At 71.3% G+C, this 16,841-nt stretch carries 16 protein-coding genes, 1 tRNA gene and 1 pseudogene; 13 read left to right on the forward strand and 5 right to left on the reverse strand.

The window, feature by feature from the left end:
* The 7 genes and pseudogenes from ABZ919_RS18895 to ABZ919_RS18925 all read left to right on the forward strand — a co-directional run.
* Window positions 1-107: pseudogene (locus ABZ919_RS18895) on the forward strand (UTP--glucose-1-phosphate uridylyltransferase); the annotation flags it as partial.
* Window positions 104-1,426, forward strand: a complete 1,323-nt coding sequence (glp, locus tag ABZ919_RS18900; RefSeq protein WP_361248777.1) for a gephyrin-like molybdotransferase Glp — start codon at window positions 104-106, stop codon at window positions 1,424-1,426. The pseudogene ABZ919_RS18895 and the gene glp, both read left to right, overlap by 4 nt.
* 137 nt (window positions 1,427-1,563) lie before the next feature.
* Complete coding sequence (gene moaC, locus ABZ919_RS18905) at window positions 1,564-2,076, forward strand: cyclic pyranopterin monophosphate synthase MoaC (protein ID WP_361248780.1); 513 nt, start codon at window positions 1,564-1,566, stop codon at window positions 2,074-2,076.
* Window positions 2,073-2,603, forward strand: a complete 531-nt coding sequence (locus tag ABZ919_RS18910) for a MogA/MoaB family molybdenum cofactor biosynthesis protein (RefSeq protein ID WP_361248782.1) — start codon at window positions 2,073-2,075, stop codon at window positions 2,601-2,603. The genes moaC and ABZ919_RS18910 overlap by 4 nt, the downstream gene beginning before the upstream one ends.
* A gap of 20 nt (window positions 2,604-2,623) precedes the next feature.
* Window positions 2,624-3,340, forward strand: a complete 717-nt coding sequence (locus tag ABZ919_RS18915) for a GNAT family protein (RefSeq protein ID WP_361248785.1) — start codon at window positions 2,624-2,626, stop codon at window positions 3,338-3,340.
* 172 nt (window positions 3,341-3,512) lie between these two features.
* Window positions 3,513-4,697, forward strand: a complete 1,185-nt coding sequence (gene glpR, locus ABZ919_RS18920; RefSeq protein WP_361248788.1) for a gephyrin-like molybdotransferase receptor GlpR — start codon at window positions 3,513-3,515, stop codon at window positions 4,695-4,697.
* Window positions 4,698-4,788: 91 nt separating this feature from the next.
* Window positions 4,789-4,862: transfer RNA gene (locus tag ABZ919_RS18925), tRNA-Ala, on the forward strand.
* 818 nt (window positions 4,863-5,680) lie between these two features.
* Here ABZ919_RS18925 and ABZ919_RS18930 read toward each other — a convergent pair.
* The gene (locus ABZ919_RS18930; protein WP_361248790.1) at window positions 5,681-6,037 is read right to left on the reverse strand and encodes a helix-turn-helix domain-containing protein; all 357 of its coding nucleotides are present in this window, start codon (window positions 6,035-6,037) and stop codon (window positions 5,681-5,683) included.
* A gap of 108 nt (window positions 6,038-6,145) precedes the next feature.
* On the opposite strand from ABZ919_RS18930, the gene ABZ919_RS18935 reads away from it, so the two are divergent.
* Window positions 6,146-6,547: an STAS domain-containing protein gene (locus ABZ919_RS18935; protein WP_361248793.1), complete on the forward strand. Its 402-nt coding sequence runs from the start codon at window positions 6,146-6,148 to the stop codon at window positions 6,545-6,547.
* Window positions 6,548-6,833: 286 nt separating this feature from the next.
* Here ABZ919_RS18935 and ABZ919_RS18940 read toward each other — a convergent pair whose 3' ends face one another.
* Together ABZ919_RS18940 and ABZ919_RS18945 are read right to left on the reverse strand one after the other, a co-directional pair.
* A complete protein-coding gene (locus ABZ919_RS18940; protein WP_361248795.1) occupies window positions 6,834-7,160 on the reverse strand; it encodes a hypothetical protein in 327 nt (108 codons plus the stop codon).
* Between the two features lie 5 nt (window positions 7,161-7,165).
* Window positions 7,166-7,642, reverse strand: coding sequence for a GNAT family N-acetyltransferase (locus ABZ919_RS18945; protein WP_361248798.1), 477 nt, complete (start codon window positions 7,640-7,642; stop codon window positions 7,166-7,168).
* 79 nt (window positions 7,643-7,721) lie between these two features.
* Between ABZ919_RS18945 and ABZ919_RS18950 the strand changes: the two genes are divergently transcribed.
* Window positions 7,722-8,525: an exodeoxyribonuclease III gene (locus ABZ919_RS18950; RefSeq protein WP_361248801.1), complete on the forward strand. Its 804-nt coding sequence runs from the start codon at window positions 7,722-7,724 to the stop codon at window positions 8,523-8,525.
* 31 nt (window positions 8,526-8,556) lie between these two features.
* Here the strand turns inward: ABZ919_RS18950 and ABZ919_RS18955 are convergent, their stop codons facing one another.
* Window positions 8,557-9,177, reverse strand: a complete 621-nt coding sequence (locus ABZ919_RS18955) for a MerR family transcriptional regulator (RefSeq protein WP_361249227.1) — start codon at window positions 9,175-9,177, stop codon at window positions 8,557-8,559.
* 188 nt (window positions 9,178-9,365) lie between these two features.
* On the opposite strand from ABZ919_RS18955, the gene ABZ919_RS18960 reads away from it, so the two are divergent.
* From ABZ919_RS18960 to ABZ919_RS18975, 4 genes are all read left to right on the forward strand, one after another.
* Entirely contained in the window at window positions 9,366-10,994 is a 1,629-nt protein-coding gene (locus tag ABZ919_RS18960) for an NAD(P)/FAD-dependent oxidoreductase (protein WP_361248804.1), read from the forward strand.
* Window positions 10,991-11,956: an alpha/beta hydrolase gene (locus tag ABZ919_RS18965; protein WP_361248805.1), complete on the forward strand. Its 966-nt coding sequence runs from the start codon at window positions 10,991-10,993 to the stop codon at window positions 11,954-11,956. The genes ABZ919_RS18960 and ABZ919_RS18965 overlap by 4 nt, the downstream gene beginning before the upstream one ends.
* Complete coding sequence (locus tag ABZ919_RS18970; protein ID WP_361248808.1) at window positions 11,953-12,837, forward strand: SDR family oxidoreductase; 885 nt, start codon at window positions 11,953-11,955, stop codon at window positions 12,835-12,837. Before ABZ919_RS18965 ends, ABZ919_RS18970 begins: the two co-directional genes overlap by 4 nt.
* A 117-nt stretch (window positions 12,838-12,954) precedes the next feature.
* Window positions 12,955-13,215, forward strand: a complete 261-nt coding sequence (locus ABZ919_RS18975) for a hypothetical protein (protein ID WP_361248811.1) — start codon at window positions 12,955-12,957, stop codon at window positions 13,213-13,215.
* A gap of 64 nt (window positions 13,216-13,279) precedes the next feature.
* Here the strand turns inward: ABZ919_RS18975 and ABZ919_RS18980 are convergent, their stop codons facing one another.
* Window positions 13,280-16,783, reverse strand: coding sequence for a S41 family peptidase (locus ABZ919_RS18980; protein WP_361248813.1), 3,504 nt, complete (start codon window positions 16,781-16,783; stop codon window positions 13,280-13,282).
* Window positions 16,784-16,841: the final 58 nt, after the last annotated feature.

Consider the following 16,841-nt stretch of genomic DNA (forward strand, 5'->3'; position numbering starts at 1 on the left):
ACTATCTGCGTGCCATTGTCAGACTCGCGTGCGAACGTGAAGACCTGGGCCCGGACTTCCGGACCTGGCTTCGCAGTTACGTAGCCGAGGAGATGCAGCAACATTGAGCAGCGCCGCGACCCGCCCCGCAGGCCCGGACGACCTGTGGTCGGTGGACGAGCACCTGGAGGACATCCTCTCGACCGTCCGCCCCCTCGATCCCATCGAGCTGCAACTGCTCGACGCCCAGGGCTGCGTCCTGGTCGACGACGTGACGGTGCCGGTGCCCCTGCCGCCGTTCGACAACAGCTCCATGGACGGGTACGCGGTGCGGGTCACGGACGTGGCGGGCGCCGGTGAGGACTTCCCGGCCGTCCTGGAGGTCGTCGGTGACGTCGCCGCGGGCGTGGCCGACCCGGTGCGCGTCGGCCCCGGCCAGGCCGCCCGCATCATGACCGGCGCCCCGCTGCCGCCCGGCGCCGAGGCCGTCGTCCCGGTGGAGTGGACCGACGGCGGACTCGGCGAGGGCCCGGTGAGCGGTATGCGGGCGCGCAGCCTGGCGCCCGAGGGCGCCCAGGGGCAGGTGCGCGTTCACCGCCCCGTCGGGGCACGCGCGCACGTGCGCGCCACGGGCAGCGATGTGAAGGCCGGCGACCTCGCCCTGAAGGCCGGGACGATCCTCGGTCCGCCGCAGATCGCGCTGCTGGCCGCGATCGGCCGTGGCACGGTACGCGTGCGCCCGCGCCCACGCGTGGTCGTCATGTCCACCGGCAGCGAACTCGTCCAGCCCGGCGAGGATCTGGCCGCCGGCCAGATCTACGACTCCAACAGCTTCTCCCTCACGGCCGCCGCGCGGGACGCCGGCGCCATCGCCTACCGGGTCGGCGCCGTCGCCGACGACGCCGAGACCCTCCGCTCCACCATCGAGGACCAGCTCATCCGCGCCGACCTGCTGGTGACCACGGGCGGGGTGAGCGTGGGGGCGTACGACGTCGTCAAGGAGGCGCTGTCGTACGCCGGCGACGAGGACGAGGCGGGCAGCGGTGTGGAGTTCCGCAAGCTCGCCATGCAGCCGGGCAAGCCCCAGGGCTTCGGCTCCATCGGCCCCGACCACACGCCGCTGCTGGCCCTGCCCGGCAACCCCGTGTCGTCGTACGTCTCCTTCGAGCTGTTCGTCCGCCCGGCCATCCGCGCACTGATGGGTCTCACGGACGTGCACCGGCCCCGCGCCCGGGCCGCCCTCAAGGCGGACGGGGCGCTGCGCTCTCCCAAGGGGCGCCGGCAGTTCCTGCGCGGTGCGTACGGCGACGGCGAGGTGATCCCCGTGGGCGGCGCCGGCTCCCACCTGATCGCGGCGCTGGCGCACGCCGACGCACTGATCGTCGTCCCCGAGGACGTGGAGTCGGTCGAGCCCGGCGACGAGGTGGAGGTCGTGCTGCTCGGCTGAGGCACGCGCGCGTGAGCGTGCGAAGGGTTCCGCGGGGGTCCTGGGACGGTGCCTGCGCGGACATGGCGGTACCGTGTCGCGCACGACAGGCCCGTGCACCGCACTGTGACGGGCCCGGACCGGGAGCGGCACAGAGCATGAGTGAGTCTTTCCGGGGGGAGACCCCCGGACTTCCTGCGCAGGACGGACTGACGCACATCGACGAGGCGGGCGCGGCCCGCATGGTCGACGTGTCCGGGAAGGACGTGACCGCGCGCACCGCCCGTGCCAGTGGCCGCGTCCTCGTATCACCCCGCGTGGTCGAGCTGCTGCGCGGCGAGGGCGTGCCCAAGGGCGACGCCCTCGCCACCGCGCGTATCGCCGGGATCATGGGCGCGAAGCGCACCCCTGACCTGATCCCGCTGTGCCACCCGTTGTCGGTGTCGGGTGTGAAACTGGATCTGACGGTCGCGGACGACGCCGTGCAGATCGAGGCCACCGTGAAGACCACGGACCGCACGGGCGTCGAGATGGAGGCCCTCACCGCGGTGACGGTCGCCGCGCTCACCGTGATCGACATGGTCAAGGCGGTCGACAAGGGAGCGGTCATCACGGACGTGCGGGTGGAGCAGAAGACGGGCGGCAAGTCGGGCGACTGGAGCCGGACATGACCTACCGCGCTCTGGTGGTCACCGCCTCCAACAGGGCTGCCTCGGGCGTCTACGAGGACAAGGGCGGCCCGCTGATCGCAGACGGCCTGAAGCGCTTCGGGTTCGAGGTCGACGGCCCCCGGGTCGTCCCCGACGGGGACCCCGTGGAGGCGGCCCTGCGCGCGGGGGCCGACGCCGGCTACGACGTCGTCGTCACCACCGGCGGCACCGGCATCTCGCCCACCGACCGCACGCCCGAGGCGACCCGCGCGGTGATCGACCGCGAGGTGCCGGGCATCGCCGAGGCCATCCGGGCGTTCGGGCGCGACAAGATCCCGACCGCGGCGCTCTCCCGGGGCCTGGCCGGGGTGGCGGGACGGACCCTGATCATCAACCTGCCCGGCTCCACGGGCGGGGTGAAGGACGGCCTCGCCGTGCTCGAGCCCCTGCTGGTCCATGCCGTCGACCAGATCCGCGGCGGCGACCACCCCAGACCCTCCCCCAGTGCCCCAGAGGCCTGGGAGGTACCCCCGGGGGGTGCGAGCTGAACAGCCCTTCCTGGCCCGTCGTGCTGGTGGACGGCGATGTCGTCCTCCGTCCGATAAGGCTGCGCGACCAGCGGGTCTGGCGCGAGGTGAACCGGCGCAACCGGGACTGGCTGCGCCCCTGGGAGGCGACCATTCCGCCGCCGACGCCGAGCGGGCCGATAGCGCACCGGCCGACCTACCGTCAGATGGTCCGGCACCTGCGTTCCGAGGCCAACGCGGGCCGGATGCTGCCGTTCGTCATCGAGTACCAGGGGCGGCTCGTCGGGCAGTTGACGGTCGCCGGGATCACCTGGGGGTCGATGTGCTCGGGACACATCGGCTACTGGGTGGACCAGGGGGTGGCCGGTCGCGGGGTGATGCCGTCGGCCGTCGCGCTCGTGGTGGACCACTGTTTCCGCACCGTCGGACTGCACCGCATCGAAGTCTGCATTCGCCCCGAGAACCGGCCCAGTCGCCGGGTCGTGGAGAAACTCGGATTCCGCGAGGAGGGGCTGCGGCCGCGCTATCTGCACATCGACGGTGCCTGGCGGGACCACCTGGTGTTCGCGCTGACGGCGGAAGAGGTGCCCGACGGGTTGCTCGCGCGGTGGCAGCGGGCACGCTCCCGGCAGGAGCGGCGCACCGGCCGCCCGGACGGCGCGGAGAGCGCGGAGGGGGCCGCGGGTGCGCCCGGCGCACCGGATCCGGCGCGCGATCGGCAGAACACGTCGGGGAATCACGGCCGGCCCGGAAATTGAAAGTATGTTCGAAATTGATCGGGTGCTGACCGTCTCGGGGCGTTGAATTCCCGGCCGCGGTGGTCAACTGATCGCATCCGTCGCAAAAAAAGCTGGAAATATCAGCCGGATCGTGCGACACACCGGCCGAATTGGCAGATGGCCTCATGCAAACCCCTCTACGGTGTGAGGCGTGAGCAGCAGCGGCCTCATCTACGCAGTCATTGTCGGGGCCTGGGCCGCCTACTTGGTGCCCATGTGGCTCCGTAGGCAGGACGAGCTGAACGAGGCCCGTCCGACGGAACGCTTCAGCACCGCCATCCGGCTGCTGTCCGGACGGGCGGGAATGGAGCGCCGGTACGTCAAGGACCTGCGGGCACGCTCCGCCCAGGAGGGGGAGCCGGAAACCGGCGACCCGGACGCCGCCACCGACTCGGTGGACGTCCGGGCCTTCGCCCTGCCGCCGACCCGCCGTCAGGTGCGCGCCGACGGCGAGTTCGAGGCACCCGGGAGGGCGGAGCCGGCACGGGAACAGGCCGCCTCGCCGGCGCCTGCCGTGGGCTCCGTCCCCGTCCAGAAGCGAGTGCCGTCCGCACGGCGTTCGCCCTCCGCGCAGGCGGCCGCGGCGCGGGCCCGGCGCTCGAAGGTCCTCGCACGCCGTCGGCGCACCACAGTCGTCCTCTTCCTCGCCTTCACCCTCGGCGCGATCGTCGCCGCCGTCGGCGGGCTCGCCCTCCTCTGGGCGCCCGCCGCACCGGCCGTACTGCTCAGCGCGTACATCGCGCACCTGCGCTCCCAGGAACGGCGTCGCTTTGCCTACCAGATGGACCGCCGGAGCGCGGAGGCCGCCGCTCAGCGGCTGCGCGAGCGCCAGCCGCGCCGGCGCGCGTCCCTGGACGAGGGCCCGGCCGCCGACGAACCGGAGGAGGCCCCTCAGGCCGGGACGGACACCGGTCTCGCCGCGCTCGCCGCGGACCGGCGGGCCCTGGTCGAGCAGACGGATCACGCCGAGTGGGTCGACCAGCAGCGCGAGCGGCAGCGGCGGCCCGGCGGGGACAGCTGGGACCCGGTGCCCGTGCCCCTGCCGACGTACGTGACCGCCCCGGTCGCGCCGCGCGCGACGTCCGACGTGGACCTGGGGGCACCCGACACCTGGAGCTCGGCGCGTTCCAGCTCGGTCGCGCCGGAGCACGAGGCGGGCCACGCACCGCAGGACGAGGCGGACGAGCAGGCGGCCGCGGCCAAGGACAAGCCGGAGGACGGCCGCAGCGACGCCCGGCGGGCGGCCTCCGCGCGCCGGGCACGCGAACGCGGCGGACGCACGCCCCTCTTCGATCAGTACGAGGACGGCGGCCGCCCGCGCGCGGCCAACGAGTGACGGCCGCCACACTCCGGGAGGCCGCCCTGACCAGTCGCGGAGCGGATTTCCGAGCACCCCGATCGGGATGCTAAAGTTTCACTCGTTGCAAGGGCCTGTGGCGCAGTCCGGTAGCGCACCTCGTTCGCATCGAGGGGGCCAGGGGTTCAAATCCCCTCAGGTCCACGCAGCTCAAAGCCCCGGTAGGGATCTCCCGACCGGGGCTTTGACGTGTCGTACAGCAGTGAAGTACAGCAACTACTTCGGATCTTGCTTCCCGAGGTGCTTGCCCAGCTTCCGCAGGGCCCGCCGAGTCGCCTCGGACGGGACGTGGGTGTACACCTCCATGGTCACTGCGATCTTGCTGCGCCGAAGGATCTGCATGGCGACGCGGGGAGTACGGCAGCGAGCCGCAGGTGTGGGGGGCGTGGAGCCGAATTCGACGGACGCCGGCGCGGGCGGATGGTTAATAGTTCAAAATACCTGGCACGCCCAGCAAAAGAGTCCACTCTCGGGCGCGTGCCGCGGGGCCGCGCTGCGGCCGCCCTACGAAGAGCCGCCCTACGAAGAGGGGAACACCTTGCCGACTCCCCCTTTTTCGATGTCGACGGGCGAGTCCTCCCTGGCGGCTGTGTTGAGGTGGTGGTCAGCTCACCCCGGAGGCTCTGGCCGAAGCGACCTTGCAGGCGGACGAGCTGAAGAGCATCGCGTTCCTGGGCCCTGACGAAGTCGCCGAGCGTACGATTCCGCGTTTGGCCAGGCGGATCCTTGCCGCCATCGAGGCCCGATCATCAGGGACGGCGCCGATCTATCTCGAACATGGGCAGCAGCCCGACAGTGTCCCCGCATAGCGGCACGGGAGTTTTCCGGGGGCCAGGCAGAGCCGAGCAGGCGCGGCTCATGGCGTCCAGGTCGTTCGTGCAGTGGCGCGCTCCACCTGGACGCCAGGAACCACGCCTGCTCCACGGTGTGTGGGTCGACGGCGTACAGGATGGGAGCTGGGCTCAGTGGTGGGTTGAGGAGGTATGCGCCCTGATCGGCCCCAGTGCTTTGCCCCGATCGGTCTCGTCCTGCACGAGCAGGGACAGCAAGGAGGCTACGGGCAGGCCGGCTTCTGCCGGATGTCGCAGCACCTTGTCGGGCTCGATGCGGTAGGTGTTCGTGCGCCCGTCCCGGGTGTGGGAGAGGTAACCGTCCTGCTCAAGATCGGAGATGATGCGCTGGACGGCGCGCTCCGTGAGCCGGCAGTGGGCGGCGATGTCGCGGATCCGGACGTTCGGATCGTCGGCGATGGCCGCCAGTACGCGCGCGTGGCTAGTGATGAACGTCCATCCGCTGTGAGGTTCGGGCACTCCAACCATGCTGCACATTTTAGGGACCCCCCCATTGCAGAAGCGAGATACGTGACATACTTTTCCGGTAACTGTTGGCGTGCACAGTGCTGAAGCGCAGCGATGAGGAGCCCCAAGGTGTCCTGGAAAGAGGCCGTCATGCCAGAGCTCACGAGTACCGTTGCCGGCAAGCAGGGGTCGGGCCGAGCTAACGAGCCTGGACTGGCGACCGCGTTGCACCAGTACGAACGCTGCGGCGCCTGGGTGATCGCCGCTCACGGCTCCTATGACCTCCACTCGATCCCGCCTCTGGCGGAGGCACTGATAGCCGCTGCCAGGAAGCATGCGAAGGTGGTTCTGGACGCCTCCGGCGTCGACTTCGCGGACTCGTCGTTCCTCAACTTGTTGATCCGTGCCCACCAGACCGGCACCCTGCGCGTGGCAGCGCCGCCAAGGCAGCTTCAGCGCCTGTTTGCGATCACCGGAACCGACGCCGTGCTGGGGATACGAGAGACCGTGGACGCCGCCGTCCTCTCCTGAGCCGGCCTTCACCGAAGAGCGGGACCTGCGCCGACTGCGGAGAGACAGCCGACTGATGCCTGCTTTCATGTCATCTCTGCACGACTTGTCAAGACTGCCCCTGTCGGCTGACACCAATACCTGACACCAATGCCTGACACCAACAGGTGCGGACGCGAGCGGTCAGTTGCGATCTTCAGCGCATGCCTTGCGAGGAACCGCGAGCGGTTGGCCGACGTCAGGGCGCGACGTGATCGACCTGATAAGGAAGCGGACGAAGTGCAAAGCGCTCCGGGTGAAGTCCGGATCAGTCTTCGGTGTCGTGGAAATACACCGTGAGGCTCGGCCAAGGGCCGTCCGCAGTGATCTCCGTATGCATGACGAGATCCTGGACCTCAACCGAGCCGAGGCTTTCGATGGAGTCTGCGACTCGGCGTAGAAGCGCGGGCACGTCGTCCTGCCCGGTCCCCGTCGGGTTGGACTGGGAGAAGTGTTTGATCGTCCACGATTCCATGCGCTCATGGTCGCGCAAGAGCCGGCCGTCACGCTGTCCCGTCCAGGCGGACGGCCCCAGGTTCCCCTCAGGTCCACGCAGCAAGAAGCCCCAGCCGGCGAAAGCCGGCTGGGGCTTCATCGTGTCTACAGCTTCTTGGCGAAGCAGCGGCTCTCCTCGTGGTGGCGGTAGTAGCCGAACTTGGTGCACGGCTCGTAGCCACTGGCGGTGTACAGAGATATGGCCTCCGGCTGCTTGGTGCCCGTCTCCAGGACCATGCGGACACGGCCGGCCATGCGGGCGTCCTCCTCCAGCGCCGCGAGCATTGCGCGCGCGAGGCCCCGGCCGCGCATCTCCGCGACCACGAACATGCGCTTGAGCTCGGCATCGCCGTCCTCGTTGCCCTCGCCGTTGTGGTCCTGGCTGCGCCAGCCGCCGGTGGCCACGGGGCGGTCGCGCTCGTCGTACGCGATCAGGTAGACGCCCCGGGGCGGGTCGAAGTCGGTGGCGTCGAGGACGGTGGCGTCGCCGTCGTCGCCGTAACGCTCGGCGTACTCGGCCTGGACCTCGTCGTTGAGTTTCACGGCGTCGGGATGATCGAAACGCACGCGGCGTATATTCATGCTGGGTATCGTACTTCTATGCAGTCGGTGGGACCTCGGATTTTGAGGACTCCGACCAGTGTGCCGGTATCGTGCCGGGGTGCTGACTGTGACCTCGGTGAACGTGAACGGACTGCGAGCCGCCGCCAGGAAGGGCTTCGTGGAGTGGCTCGCGCAGACCTCGGCGGACGTCGTCTGCCTGCAGGAGGTGCGCGCCGAGCCGCAGCAGCTGTCCGAGGAGGTGCGCCGGCCCGACGGCTGGCACGTCGTGCACGCCCCGGCCGCCGCCAAGGGCCGCGCGGGCGTCTCCCTCTACACGCGGCGTGAGCCCGACCGGGTCCGCGTCGGCTTCGGCTCGGCCGAGTTCGACGGCAGCGGACGCTACGTCGAGGCCGACCTGCCCGGCGTCACGGTCGCCTCCCTCTACCTCCCCTCGGGTGAGGTCGGCACCGAGCGGCAGGACGAGAAGGTCCGCTTCATGGGCGAGTTCCTCGCCTACCTCAAGGAACTGCGCGAACGGGCCGCCGCGGACGGCCGCGAGGTGGTCGTCTGCGGCGACTGGAACATCGCCCACCGGCAGGCAGACCTGAAGAACTGGCGCGGCAACACCAAGAACTCCGGCTTCCTGCCCGAGGAGCGGGAGTGGCTCGGCCGGGTCTTCGCCCCCGAGGACGGCGGCTACGTCGACGTCGTACGCACCCTGCATCCCGATGTCGAGGGGCCGTACACCTGGTGGTCGTACCGGGGGCGGGCCTTCGACAACGACTCGGGCTGGCGCATCGACCACCACGCCGCCACGCCCGGCCTGGCCGCCAAGGCGGTCAAGGGCTTCGTGGAGCGCGCGGCGACGCACGCCGAGCGGTGGTCGGACCACGCCCCCGTGACCGTCGTCTACGACCTCTGAGGGACGCGCGCCCACGACCTGCGAGGTCGCGTCAGTCCCGCTTGCTGATGCGCCGGTCCAGGGCCAGGGACAGTTCGGCCTCCACCACGCTGCGGGCCAGCGGGCGCAGGCGGTGCAGGTCCTCCTCGGGGCCGTGGCGCAGGATCAGGTCGGTGAAGAGTCCGGCCAGCGCCTCGGCGTGCTCGCGGACGCGCGCGGCGGCCGTCAGGACCTCGGCGAGCGGGATGCCCTCGCGCACCAGCGCGGAGGAGACGTCCAGCAGGCGGCGGCTGATGTGGACGATCTCGTCGCCGTCGGTGCCCAGGTAGCCCAGTTCCATGGCGGCGGCGAGGTTCTCGGGGGTCACCTCGCCCTCGAAGCGGGCGGCGAGTTCCTCGGGGGTGAGGCGGACCGGCTCCTCCTCGGTGGGGGTGCCGACGCCGAGCAGATCGGCGACGTCGCGGCCCTGGTCGAGGGCCTCCGCGAGCTCCGCGATGCCGGTCAGGGTGTGGCCGCGCTCCAGCAGGGCGGCGATGGTGCGCAGGCGGGCCAGGTGGTGGTCGTCGTACCAGGCGATACGGCCCTCGCGGCGGGGTGGCGGGATCAGCTTGCGCTCGCGGTAGAAGCGCAGCGTGCGCACGGTGATGCCGGCCAGATGCGCCAGCTCCTCCATGCGGTACTCGCGCGGCGCCTCCGGTCGTGCCTCCGGGTGTTCTGCGTCCTCTGCCACGCCCGCAGCCTATGTTGTACCGCCGGTAACTTTCCCTTCCCGCCCCCTACCGCTCGGTACGGAGCTGCTCTACAGTCCCATTGCGCCAGTGTTCACTGGCAGAGTCGAAGGCGATGCGTGGAGGCTTCGGGATGGCCGAGCACGAGCATGTACGGGTGGCGGTGATCGGGTCCGGGTTCGGCGGGCTGGGGGCCGCCGTGCGGCTGCGCCGCGAAGGAATCACCGGCTTCGTCGTCCTGGAGCGGGCGGACAGCGTCGGCGGCACCTGGCGGGACAACGGTTATCCCGGGTGCGCCTGTGACGTGCCCTCCCACCTCTACTCGTTCTCGTTCGCGCCCAATCCCGACTGGCCGCGCACCTTCTCCGGGCAGCGGCACATCCGCGCCTACCTGGAACACGTCACCGACCTGTTCGGACTGCGCCCGCACCTCCGCTTCGACTCCGAGGTCAAGCTGATGACCTGGGACACCGAGAACCTGCGGTGGGAGATCGAGACCGCGCGTGGCACGCTCACCGCCGACGTCGTCGTCTCCGCCACCGGGCCGCTGTCCGACCCGAAGATCCCTGAGATCCCGGGCCTCGCGTCCTTCCCGGGCAAGGTGTTCCACTCCGCGCGCTGGGACCACGACTACGACCTGCGCGGCAAGCGCGTCGCCATGGTCGGCACCGGCGCCTCCGCCATCCAGATCGTGCCCTCGATCCAGCCGCAGGTCGGCCGGCTGACGCTCTTCCAGCGCACCCCGCCGTGGGTGATGCCCCGCGTCGACCGCGCCATCAGCGGCGCCGAGCGCCGGCTGCACCGGACCCTTCCCTTCACCACCCAGCTCCGGCGCGGCCTGCTGTGGGGCATCCGGGAGCTGCAGGTGCAGGCGTTCACCAAGCACCCCGACGAACTCGGGCTCGTGGAGCAGCTCGCCAAGCGCAACATGGCCCGTGCCATCAAGGACCCGGCCCTGCGCGCCAAGCTCACCCCCGACTACCGCATCGGCTGCAAGCGGATCCTGCTGTCCAGCACGTACTACCCGGCACTGGCACAGCCGAATGTGGACGTCGTCGCGGGCGGGCTCAGCGAGGTCCGCGGCTCGACCGTCGTCGCCGCGGACGGTACGGAGGCCGAGGTCGACGCGATCGTCTTCGGTACCGGCTTCCATGTCACGGACATGCCGATCGCCGAACGGGTGGTCGGGGCGGAGGGCGTCACCCTCGCCGAGTCCTGGAAGAACGGCATGCAGGCGCTGCGCGGTGCGGCGGTCGCCGGGTTCCCCAACTGGATGACGATCATCGGGCCCAACACCGGCCTCGGGAACTCCTCCATGATCCTCATGATCGAGTCCCAGCTGAACTACATGGCCGACTATCTGCGCCAACTGGACGTCCTCGGAGGCCGTACGGCCCTTGACGCCCGGCCCGCGGCCGTCGAGGACTGGAACCACCGGGTCCAGGAGCGCATGAAGCGCACGGTGTGGAACACCGGCGGCTGCACCAGCTGGTACCTCGACGCGAGCGGCCGCAACACCACCATCTGGCCCGGTACGACGTCCGAGTTCCGGCGCGCGACGCGACGGGTGGACCTGGCGGAGTACGAGGTCATCCGCAAGCCCGGCGTGAAGGGTGCGGGCACCGGTACGGATTGGGGCGCGGGCGCGGGCGCGAAGAAGGCGACGATGCCCGCGCGCCCTGCCGGGCAACCTCCGCGCACTGCAGGGAAGTCCGCGCCCGCGCACGCTGGTGGCGCCCAGCAGAGCGAGGGTGCCGCATGAGCCGCCTCGCCTCCGTGGTTTCCGGACCGTACGCCCCTCCCACCCCGTCCCACGAACTCACCGTCGTCTCCGCCGACGGCGCGCCCCTGCACGTCGAGGTGCACGGCCCCGAGGACGCGCCCCCCGTCGTCCTCTCCCACGGCTGGACCTGTTCGACCGCCTTCTGGGCCGCCCAGATACGGGACCTGGCCACCGACCACCGCGTGATCGCATACGACCAGAGAGGGCACGGACGCAGTCCCGCGCACCCCGCCTGCACCACCCAGGCGCTGGCGGACGACCTGGAAGCAGTGCTCGCGCAGACGCTCGCACCCGGTGAGAAGGCGCTGATCGTCGGCCACTCCATGGGCGGGATGACGGTCATGGCCGCGGCTGCGCGCCCCCGCTTCCGGGCACACGCCGCCGCCGTCCTGCTGTGCAGCACCGGCAGCTCCCGGCTGGTGGCGGAAGCGCTCGTCGTCCCCTTGCGCGCCGGCCGCGTACGCACCTGGATCACCGGGCGCGTCCTCGGCTCGCGCGCCCCGCTCGGACCGGTCACACCGGTCGCGCGCAGCATCCTCAAGTACGCCACCATGGGCGCCGGTTCGGCCCCGCACATGGTGGAGGCGTGCGCCCGTATCGTGCACGCCTGCCCGCGGGCCGTGCGCCACGCGTGGGCCGCGGTGCTCGAGGCACTCGATCTCGACCGCGGCGTACGGGAGTTGCAGGTGCCCACCGCGATCGTGCACGGCACCTGCGACCGGCTCACGCCCCCCGTGCACGCCCGCGCCCTGGTCGCCGCGCTGCCGCACTGCGTCGGCCTCACCGAGCTGACCGGCGTCGGCCACATGACCCCCATCGAGGCCCCCGGCCCGGTGACCGGCCGCATCCGGGAACTCGTCACCACCTACGTCACCGTCACGGGGGACCGGCCCACGGAGGAGCACGACTCCACCCCGGCGCAGATCAAGGAGGGCGCATGAGCAAGGTCAGCCTCGAGGGACAGGTCGCGGTCGTGACCGGAGCGGCGCGTGGGGTCGGCGAGCTGCTGGCACGCAAGCTCTCCGCGCGCGGTGCGAAGGTCGCGCTGGTCGGCCTGGAGGAGGAGGCGCTCAAGGACGTCTCCTCGCGCCTGCACAGCGACAGCGCCCACTGGTACGCCGACGTCACCGACCACGAGACGATGAGCCGGGTCGCGCAGGAGGTGAAGGCCCGGTTCGGGAAGGTCGACATCGTGGTGGCCAACGCCGGTGTGGCGACGGGCGGTCCGTTCGCCGACTCCGATCCGCAGGCCTGGCGGCGCGTGATCGAGGTGAACCTGATCGGTTCGGCGGTGACCGCCCGGGCGTTCCTGCCGGTGCTGGTGGAGAGCCGGGGCTATCTGCTCCAGATCGCCTCGCTCGCCGCGATCACCCCCGCGCCGATGATGACGGCGTACTGCGCGTCCAAGTCGGGCGTGGAGGCCTACGCGCACAGTCTGCGCGCCGAGGTCGGTCACCAGGGCGTGCGCGTCGGTGTCGGCTACCTGTCCTGGACCGACACCGACATGGTGCGCGGCGCCGACCAGGACGACGTCATGCGCGAGTTGCGGCAGCGGCTGCCATGGCCGTCCAACAAGACCTACCCGCTGGGGCCGGCGGTGGACCGGCTGGTCGCCGGGATCGAGCGGCGCTCGGCGCATGTGTACGGGCAGTGGTGGCTGCGCGGCATGCAGGGCGTGCGCGGCTATCTGCCGGCGCTGATCGGGACCGTCGGACAGCGCGAGATGAAGCGGTTCGCGCCCCGGCTGCAGGGCATGCGTTCCGGGCTCGTCGGCGCAGGTGGGGCGGCCGACGAGGCGGCGCGCGCTACCCACCGTGACTGATCCACATGCGTTCCGTGGTCGCCCGTGTGAATCTGGTCGAGGCCCCACCGAGCGCCCCGACAGGGGCCTCACCGGGGGGCCTCCCCACACCCTCACTCACCACAGGAGTGAACCCACATGGGTATGAAGGACCAGTTCCAGGACCAGGCCAACGAATGGCAGCAGCAGGGCAAGGACAAGCTGGGCCAGGGGCGTGAGCGTGCCGGCCAGCAGCCCCAGCGCGGCCAGCAGCCCCAGCGCGGCCAGCAGCCGCAGCGCGGTCAGCAGCCGCAGCGCGGTCAGCAGCCCCAGTCCGAGCGCGGTCGCCAGAACATGCGCGACATCGAGGACACGGAGCAGGAGATGCAGGACCGCTTCGACCAGGACTACGACGCGTAGTACTGCGCACCGTTGACCGGTTCACGCGGGGCGCCCCTCCTTTCCGGGAGGGGCGCCCTGCGCTTCAGTCCTTCGAAGCGGCCCTGGGCGGCAGTTTCGGTCGTGAGCGGTCCGGTACGTCGCTGTAGTCCGGCGGTACGGCGGCCGGGTGGGACTCCAGCAGCTCCAGTGCGAGCTGGACCGCATCGTCCATCTGGGCGTGCCGGCCCTCGGCCCAGTCCAGCGGCGTGCGCATGATGTCCAGGTCGGGGGTGACGCCGTGGTTCTCCACGGACCAGCCGTAGGCGTCGAACCAGGCCGCGTTCATCGGGACCGTGATGACGGTGCCGTCGCCCAGCCGGTGGCGGCCGGTCATACCGACCACGCCGCCCCAGGTGCGCTGGCCGACCACCGGGCCCAGCTTCAGCAGCTTGAAGGCGGCCGTGATCATGTCACCGTCCGAGGACGTCGCCTCGTCGGCGAGGGCCACGATCGGGCCCCGCGGCGCGTTCGAGGTGTACGACACCGGTTGCGCGTTCCTCGTCAGGTCCCAGCCCAGGATCGTCCGGGTCAGTTTCTCGATGACGAGTTCGCTGATGTGCCCGCCCGCGTTGCCGCGCACGTCCACGATCAGGGCGGGCCGGGACACCTCCAGGCGCAGGTCCCGGTTGAACTGGGCCCAGCCGGAGCCGCCCATGTCGGGGATGTGCAGGTAGCCGCACTTGCCGCCGCTCAACTCGCGTACGACATCGCGGCGTTTGGCGACCCAGTCCTGGTACCGCAGCGGCCGCTCGTCGATGAGCGGGACGACGGCGACCCGGCGGGCCGGGCCCGGCTGCCCGTCCGCGGGGACGAAGGTGAGCTCCACGGTCGTACCGCCGGCGCCGGCCAGGAGCGGATAGGGCCCGGTCACCGGATCGACCGGGCGGCCGTCGACATGGGTGAGGATCGCGCCCTCACGGATGCCCGTGCCGGCCAGCGGTGAGCGGGCCTTGGAGTCGGAGGAGTCGCCGGGCAGGATGCGCTTGACCATCCAGCCGCCGTCGCGGCGGACGAGGTTGGCGCCGAGGAGGCCCTGCCAGCGCTGGTAATGGGGCGGCCCCTCGTTGCGGCGGGCGGCGGTGACGTAGGCGTGCGAGGTGCCCAGTTCGCCGAGGACCTCCCGCAGGAGATCGGCGAACTCGTCGGGGGAGGCGACCCGTTCGACGAGGGGCCGGTACTGGTCGAGGACCGCGTCCCAGTCGATGCCGCACATGCCCGGGTCCCAGAAGTAGGCCCGGATGATCCGTCCCGCCTCGTCGTACGCCTGGCGCCACTCGGCCGGCGGGTCGACCACGTGCAGGATGCGGCGCAGGTCGATCCAGACGGTGGTGTCGCTGTCGCCCATCTCCGTGGCGGGCACCGCGCGCAGGTCGCCCTCGTCCACGACGACCAGCCGGGTGCCGTCGCCGCTGACCGCGAACCAGTCCAGATGGTCGACCAGTTCGGACTTCTTCGCCTTGGCGAGGTTGAAGTACTCCAGGGTCGGGCGGCCGCTGACGTCGGCAGGGTTGGCGAACGTCTCGCCGAGGGCGCCGGAGATCGGCCAGCGCAGCCAGACCAGGCCACCGCCGGCGACCGGGCACAGCGCGGAGTACTTGGAGGCGATCACCGGGAACGGCGTGACCCGGTTGGCCAGTCCCTCGACCTCCACGGTCACCGTGCCGGCCTCGCCGGTCTCCTCGTCCTCGACCGGGTCGAGCCCGCCGGCCGCCGGACGGCCCTCGGGGTTCAGGGCGAAGGGGGAGGGGGTCGCCGAGTTCAGCGGTACGAGGTACGGGCGGCAGCCGAGCGGGAAGGACAGGTCGCCGGTGTGGACGTCGTACACCGGGTCGAAGCCGCGCCAGGAGAGGAAGGCGAGATAGCGGCCGTCGCGGGTGAAGACGGGGTTCTCGTCCTCGAAGCGGCCGTTGGTCACGTCCACGATCAGCCGGTCCTTGATGCGGGCCAGCTTGATCTGGCGCAGGGAGCGGCCGATGCCGGGGTGCGACCAGGTGAGCCAGGCGCCGTCCGGGGAGAAGGCGAGGTCGCGGACGGGGCCGTTGACGGAGCGGATCAGCTCGGTGACCCGGACTGCGGCGGCTTCCTCCGCTGCGGTGTCCTGGCCTTCGGTGCCCGGCGTGGTTCCGGGGGCCTGCTCTTCGGCGGTCTCGGTGGATTCGGCGGCCTCGGTGGTTCCGGCGGTTCCGGTGTCCTGGCTGCCGGTGCCGGCCGCGGTTCCGGTGTCCCGGCCTTCGGTGGTCTCCCCCGTTCCGGTGTCCCGGTCCTCGGCACCCGCCGCGGCTCCGGCCGCCTCGGCGCCCTCCCCGGTACCCGGGATCTCCCCGCTCTCTTCCTCCGTCAGGTCGATCAGCAGCAGCCGCCCGTCGTGCGAAGCGACCGCCAGCCGCTCGCCCAGCGGGTCGGAGGCCATCTCCAGGACGCGGCCCAGCCGGCCGGAGGCGAGCCGGCGGGGAGCCCGGTCGCCGGTCGCGCGGGGCAACTGGGCGATCTCGACGGCGTCCTCGCCCTCCACGTCGGTGAGGCACGCCACCTGCCCGGTCGTGCCCAGCATCTCCGGCAGCCGTACCCGCACACCGGGCGTGTCGGTGATCGTGCGGGCGGGCCCGTCGCGGTGGGTGAGCCAGTACAGGCTGCCGCGCACGACGACGGCGCTGGCCCGGCCGGTCTCGTCCACGGAGATGCCGTCGACGTTCTGCGCGGCCGGCACCTGGTACCGGCGGCGCCCGGTGGCCGGTCCGGCGAGCCGGATGTCCAGCTTGCGTGGTACGGCGCCCGGGGAGAAGTCGTCCACGAGCCACAGGTCGCCCGCGCACTGGTACACCACCCGGGTGCCGTCGCTGGCGGCGTGCCGGGCGTAGAAGGCGTCGTGGTCGGTGTGACGGCGCAGGTCGGTGCCGTCGTGAGCGCAGGAGTACAGGTTGCCGACGCCCTCGTGGTCGGAGAGGAAGGCGATCCGGCCGGCGACGAACATGGGGCAGGCCAGATGGCCGCCGATGTCCGGCACGAGTTGTTGCCCGTGCAGCCAGAGCCGGCCCATGGCACCGCCGCGGTACCGCTTCCAGGAGGCCGGTTCGTGCGGCGGGGTGCCGGTGAGCAGCAGGGTCTTGTGCCGGCCGTCGATGTCGGCGACCTGGATGTCGGAGACCGGGCCCCAGGGCAGCTTGCGGCCGGGGTCACCGTCGGTGCTCACCTTGTAGGCCCAGGTGAAGTAGGAGAAGGGCTGGCTGTGGGAGGCGACGGCCAGGATCTCGGGGTCGCCCTCCCCCTCGGGGGGCGTCCAACCGCAGACCTGTGTGTCGGAGCTGCCCCAGTAGGTCAGCTGCCGCTCGGGGCCGCCGTCGACGCCGACGAGGTGGATCTCGGGCACGAGGCTGTGCCAGTTCGTGTAGGCGATGCGGCGGCCGTCGGGGGAGAAGCGCGGGTGACCGGCCTTCGTGCGGTCCGCCGTGAGCCGCCAGGCCCGGCCCGGGCGGTCCAGAAGGGCCAGCCAGAGGTCGTCCTCGGCCACGAAGCACACCAGGTCGCCGCTGAGATGGGGATGGCGCATATAGCTCACCTCCCCATGCTTTTCCGCCCGCAGGGGCCCAGCAACTTATGCGCCGCTC

The organism is Streptomyces sp. NPDC046759, assembly GCF_040645475.1.
Classification (GTDB): domain Bacteria; phylum Actinomycetota; class Actinomycetes; order Streptomycetales; family Streptomycetaceae; genus Streptomyces.

What these genes read in the sequence shown, in the direction of transcription:
- moaC (WP_361248780.1), top strand. Translation starts at nt 1,564, where the DNA reads ATGAGTGAGTCTTTCCGGGGGGAGACCCCCGGACTTCCTGCGCAGGAC.
- ABZ919_RS18910 (WP_361248782.1), top strand. Translation starts at nt 2,073, where the DNA reads ATGACCTACCGCGCTCTGGTGGTCACCGCCTCCAACAGGGCTGCCTCG.
- ABZ919_RS18930 (WP_361248790.1), bottom strand. Translation starts at nt 6,037, where the DNA reads ATGGTTGGAGTGCCCGAACCTCACAGCGGATGGACGTTCATCACTAGC.
- ABZ919_RS18940 (WP_361248795.1), bottom strand. Translation starts at nt 7,160, where the DNA reads ATGAAGCCCCAGCCGGCTTTCGCCGGCTGGGGCTTCTTGCTGCGTGGA.
- ABZ919_RS18945 (WP_361248798.1), bottom strand. Translation starts at nt 7,642, where the DNA reads ATGAATATACGCCGCGTGCGTTTCGATCATCCCGACGCCGTGAAACTC.
- ABZ919_RS18955 (WP_361249227.1), bottom strand. Translation starts at nt 9,177, where the DNA reads ATGGAGGAGCTGGCGCATCTGGCCGGCATCACCGTGCGCACGCTGCGC.
- ABZ919_RS18960 (WP_361248804.1), top strand. Translation starts at nt 9,366, where the DNA reads ATGGCCGAGCACGAGCATGTACGGGTGGCGGTGATCGGGTCCGGGTTC.
- ABZ919_RS18965 (WP_361248805.1), top strand. Translation starts at nt 10,991, where the DNA reads ATGAGCCGCCTCGCCTCCGTGGTTTCCGGACCGTACGCCCCTCCCACC.
- ABZ919_RS18970 (WP_361248808.1), top strand. Translation starts at nt 11,953, where the DNA reads ATGAGCAAGGTCAGCCTCGAGGGACAGGTCGCGGTCGTGACCGGAGCG.
- ABZ919_RS18975 (WP_361248811.1), top strand. Translation starts at nt 12,955, where the DNA reads ATGGGTATGAAGGACCAGTTCCAGGACCAGGCCAACGAATGGCAGCAG.
- ABZ919_RS18980 (WP_361248813.1), bottom strand. Translation starts at nt 16,783, where the DNA reads ATGCGCCATCCCCATCTCAGCGGCGACCTGGTGTGCTTCGTGGCCGAG.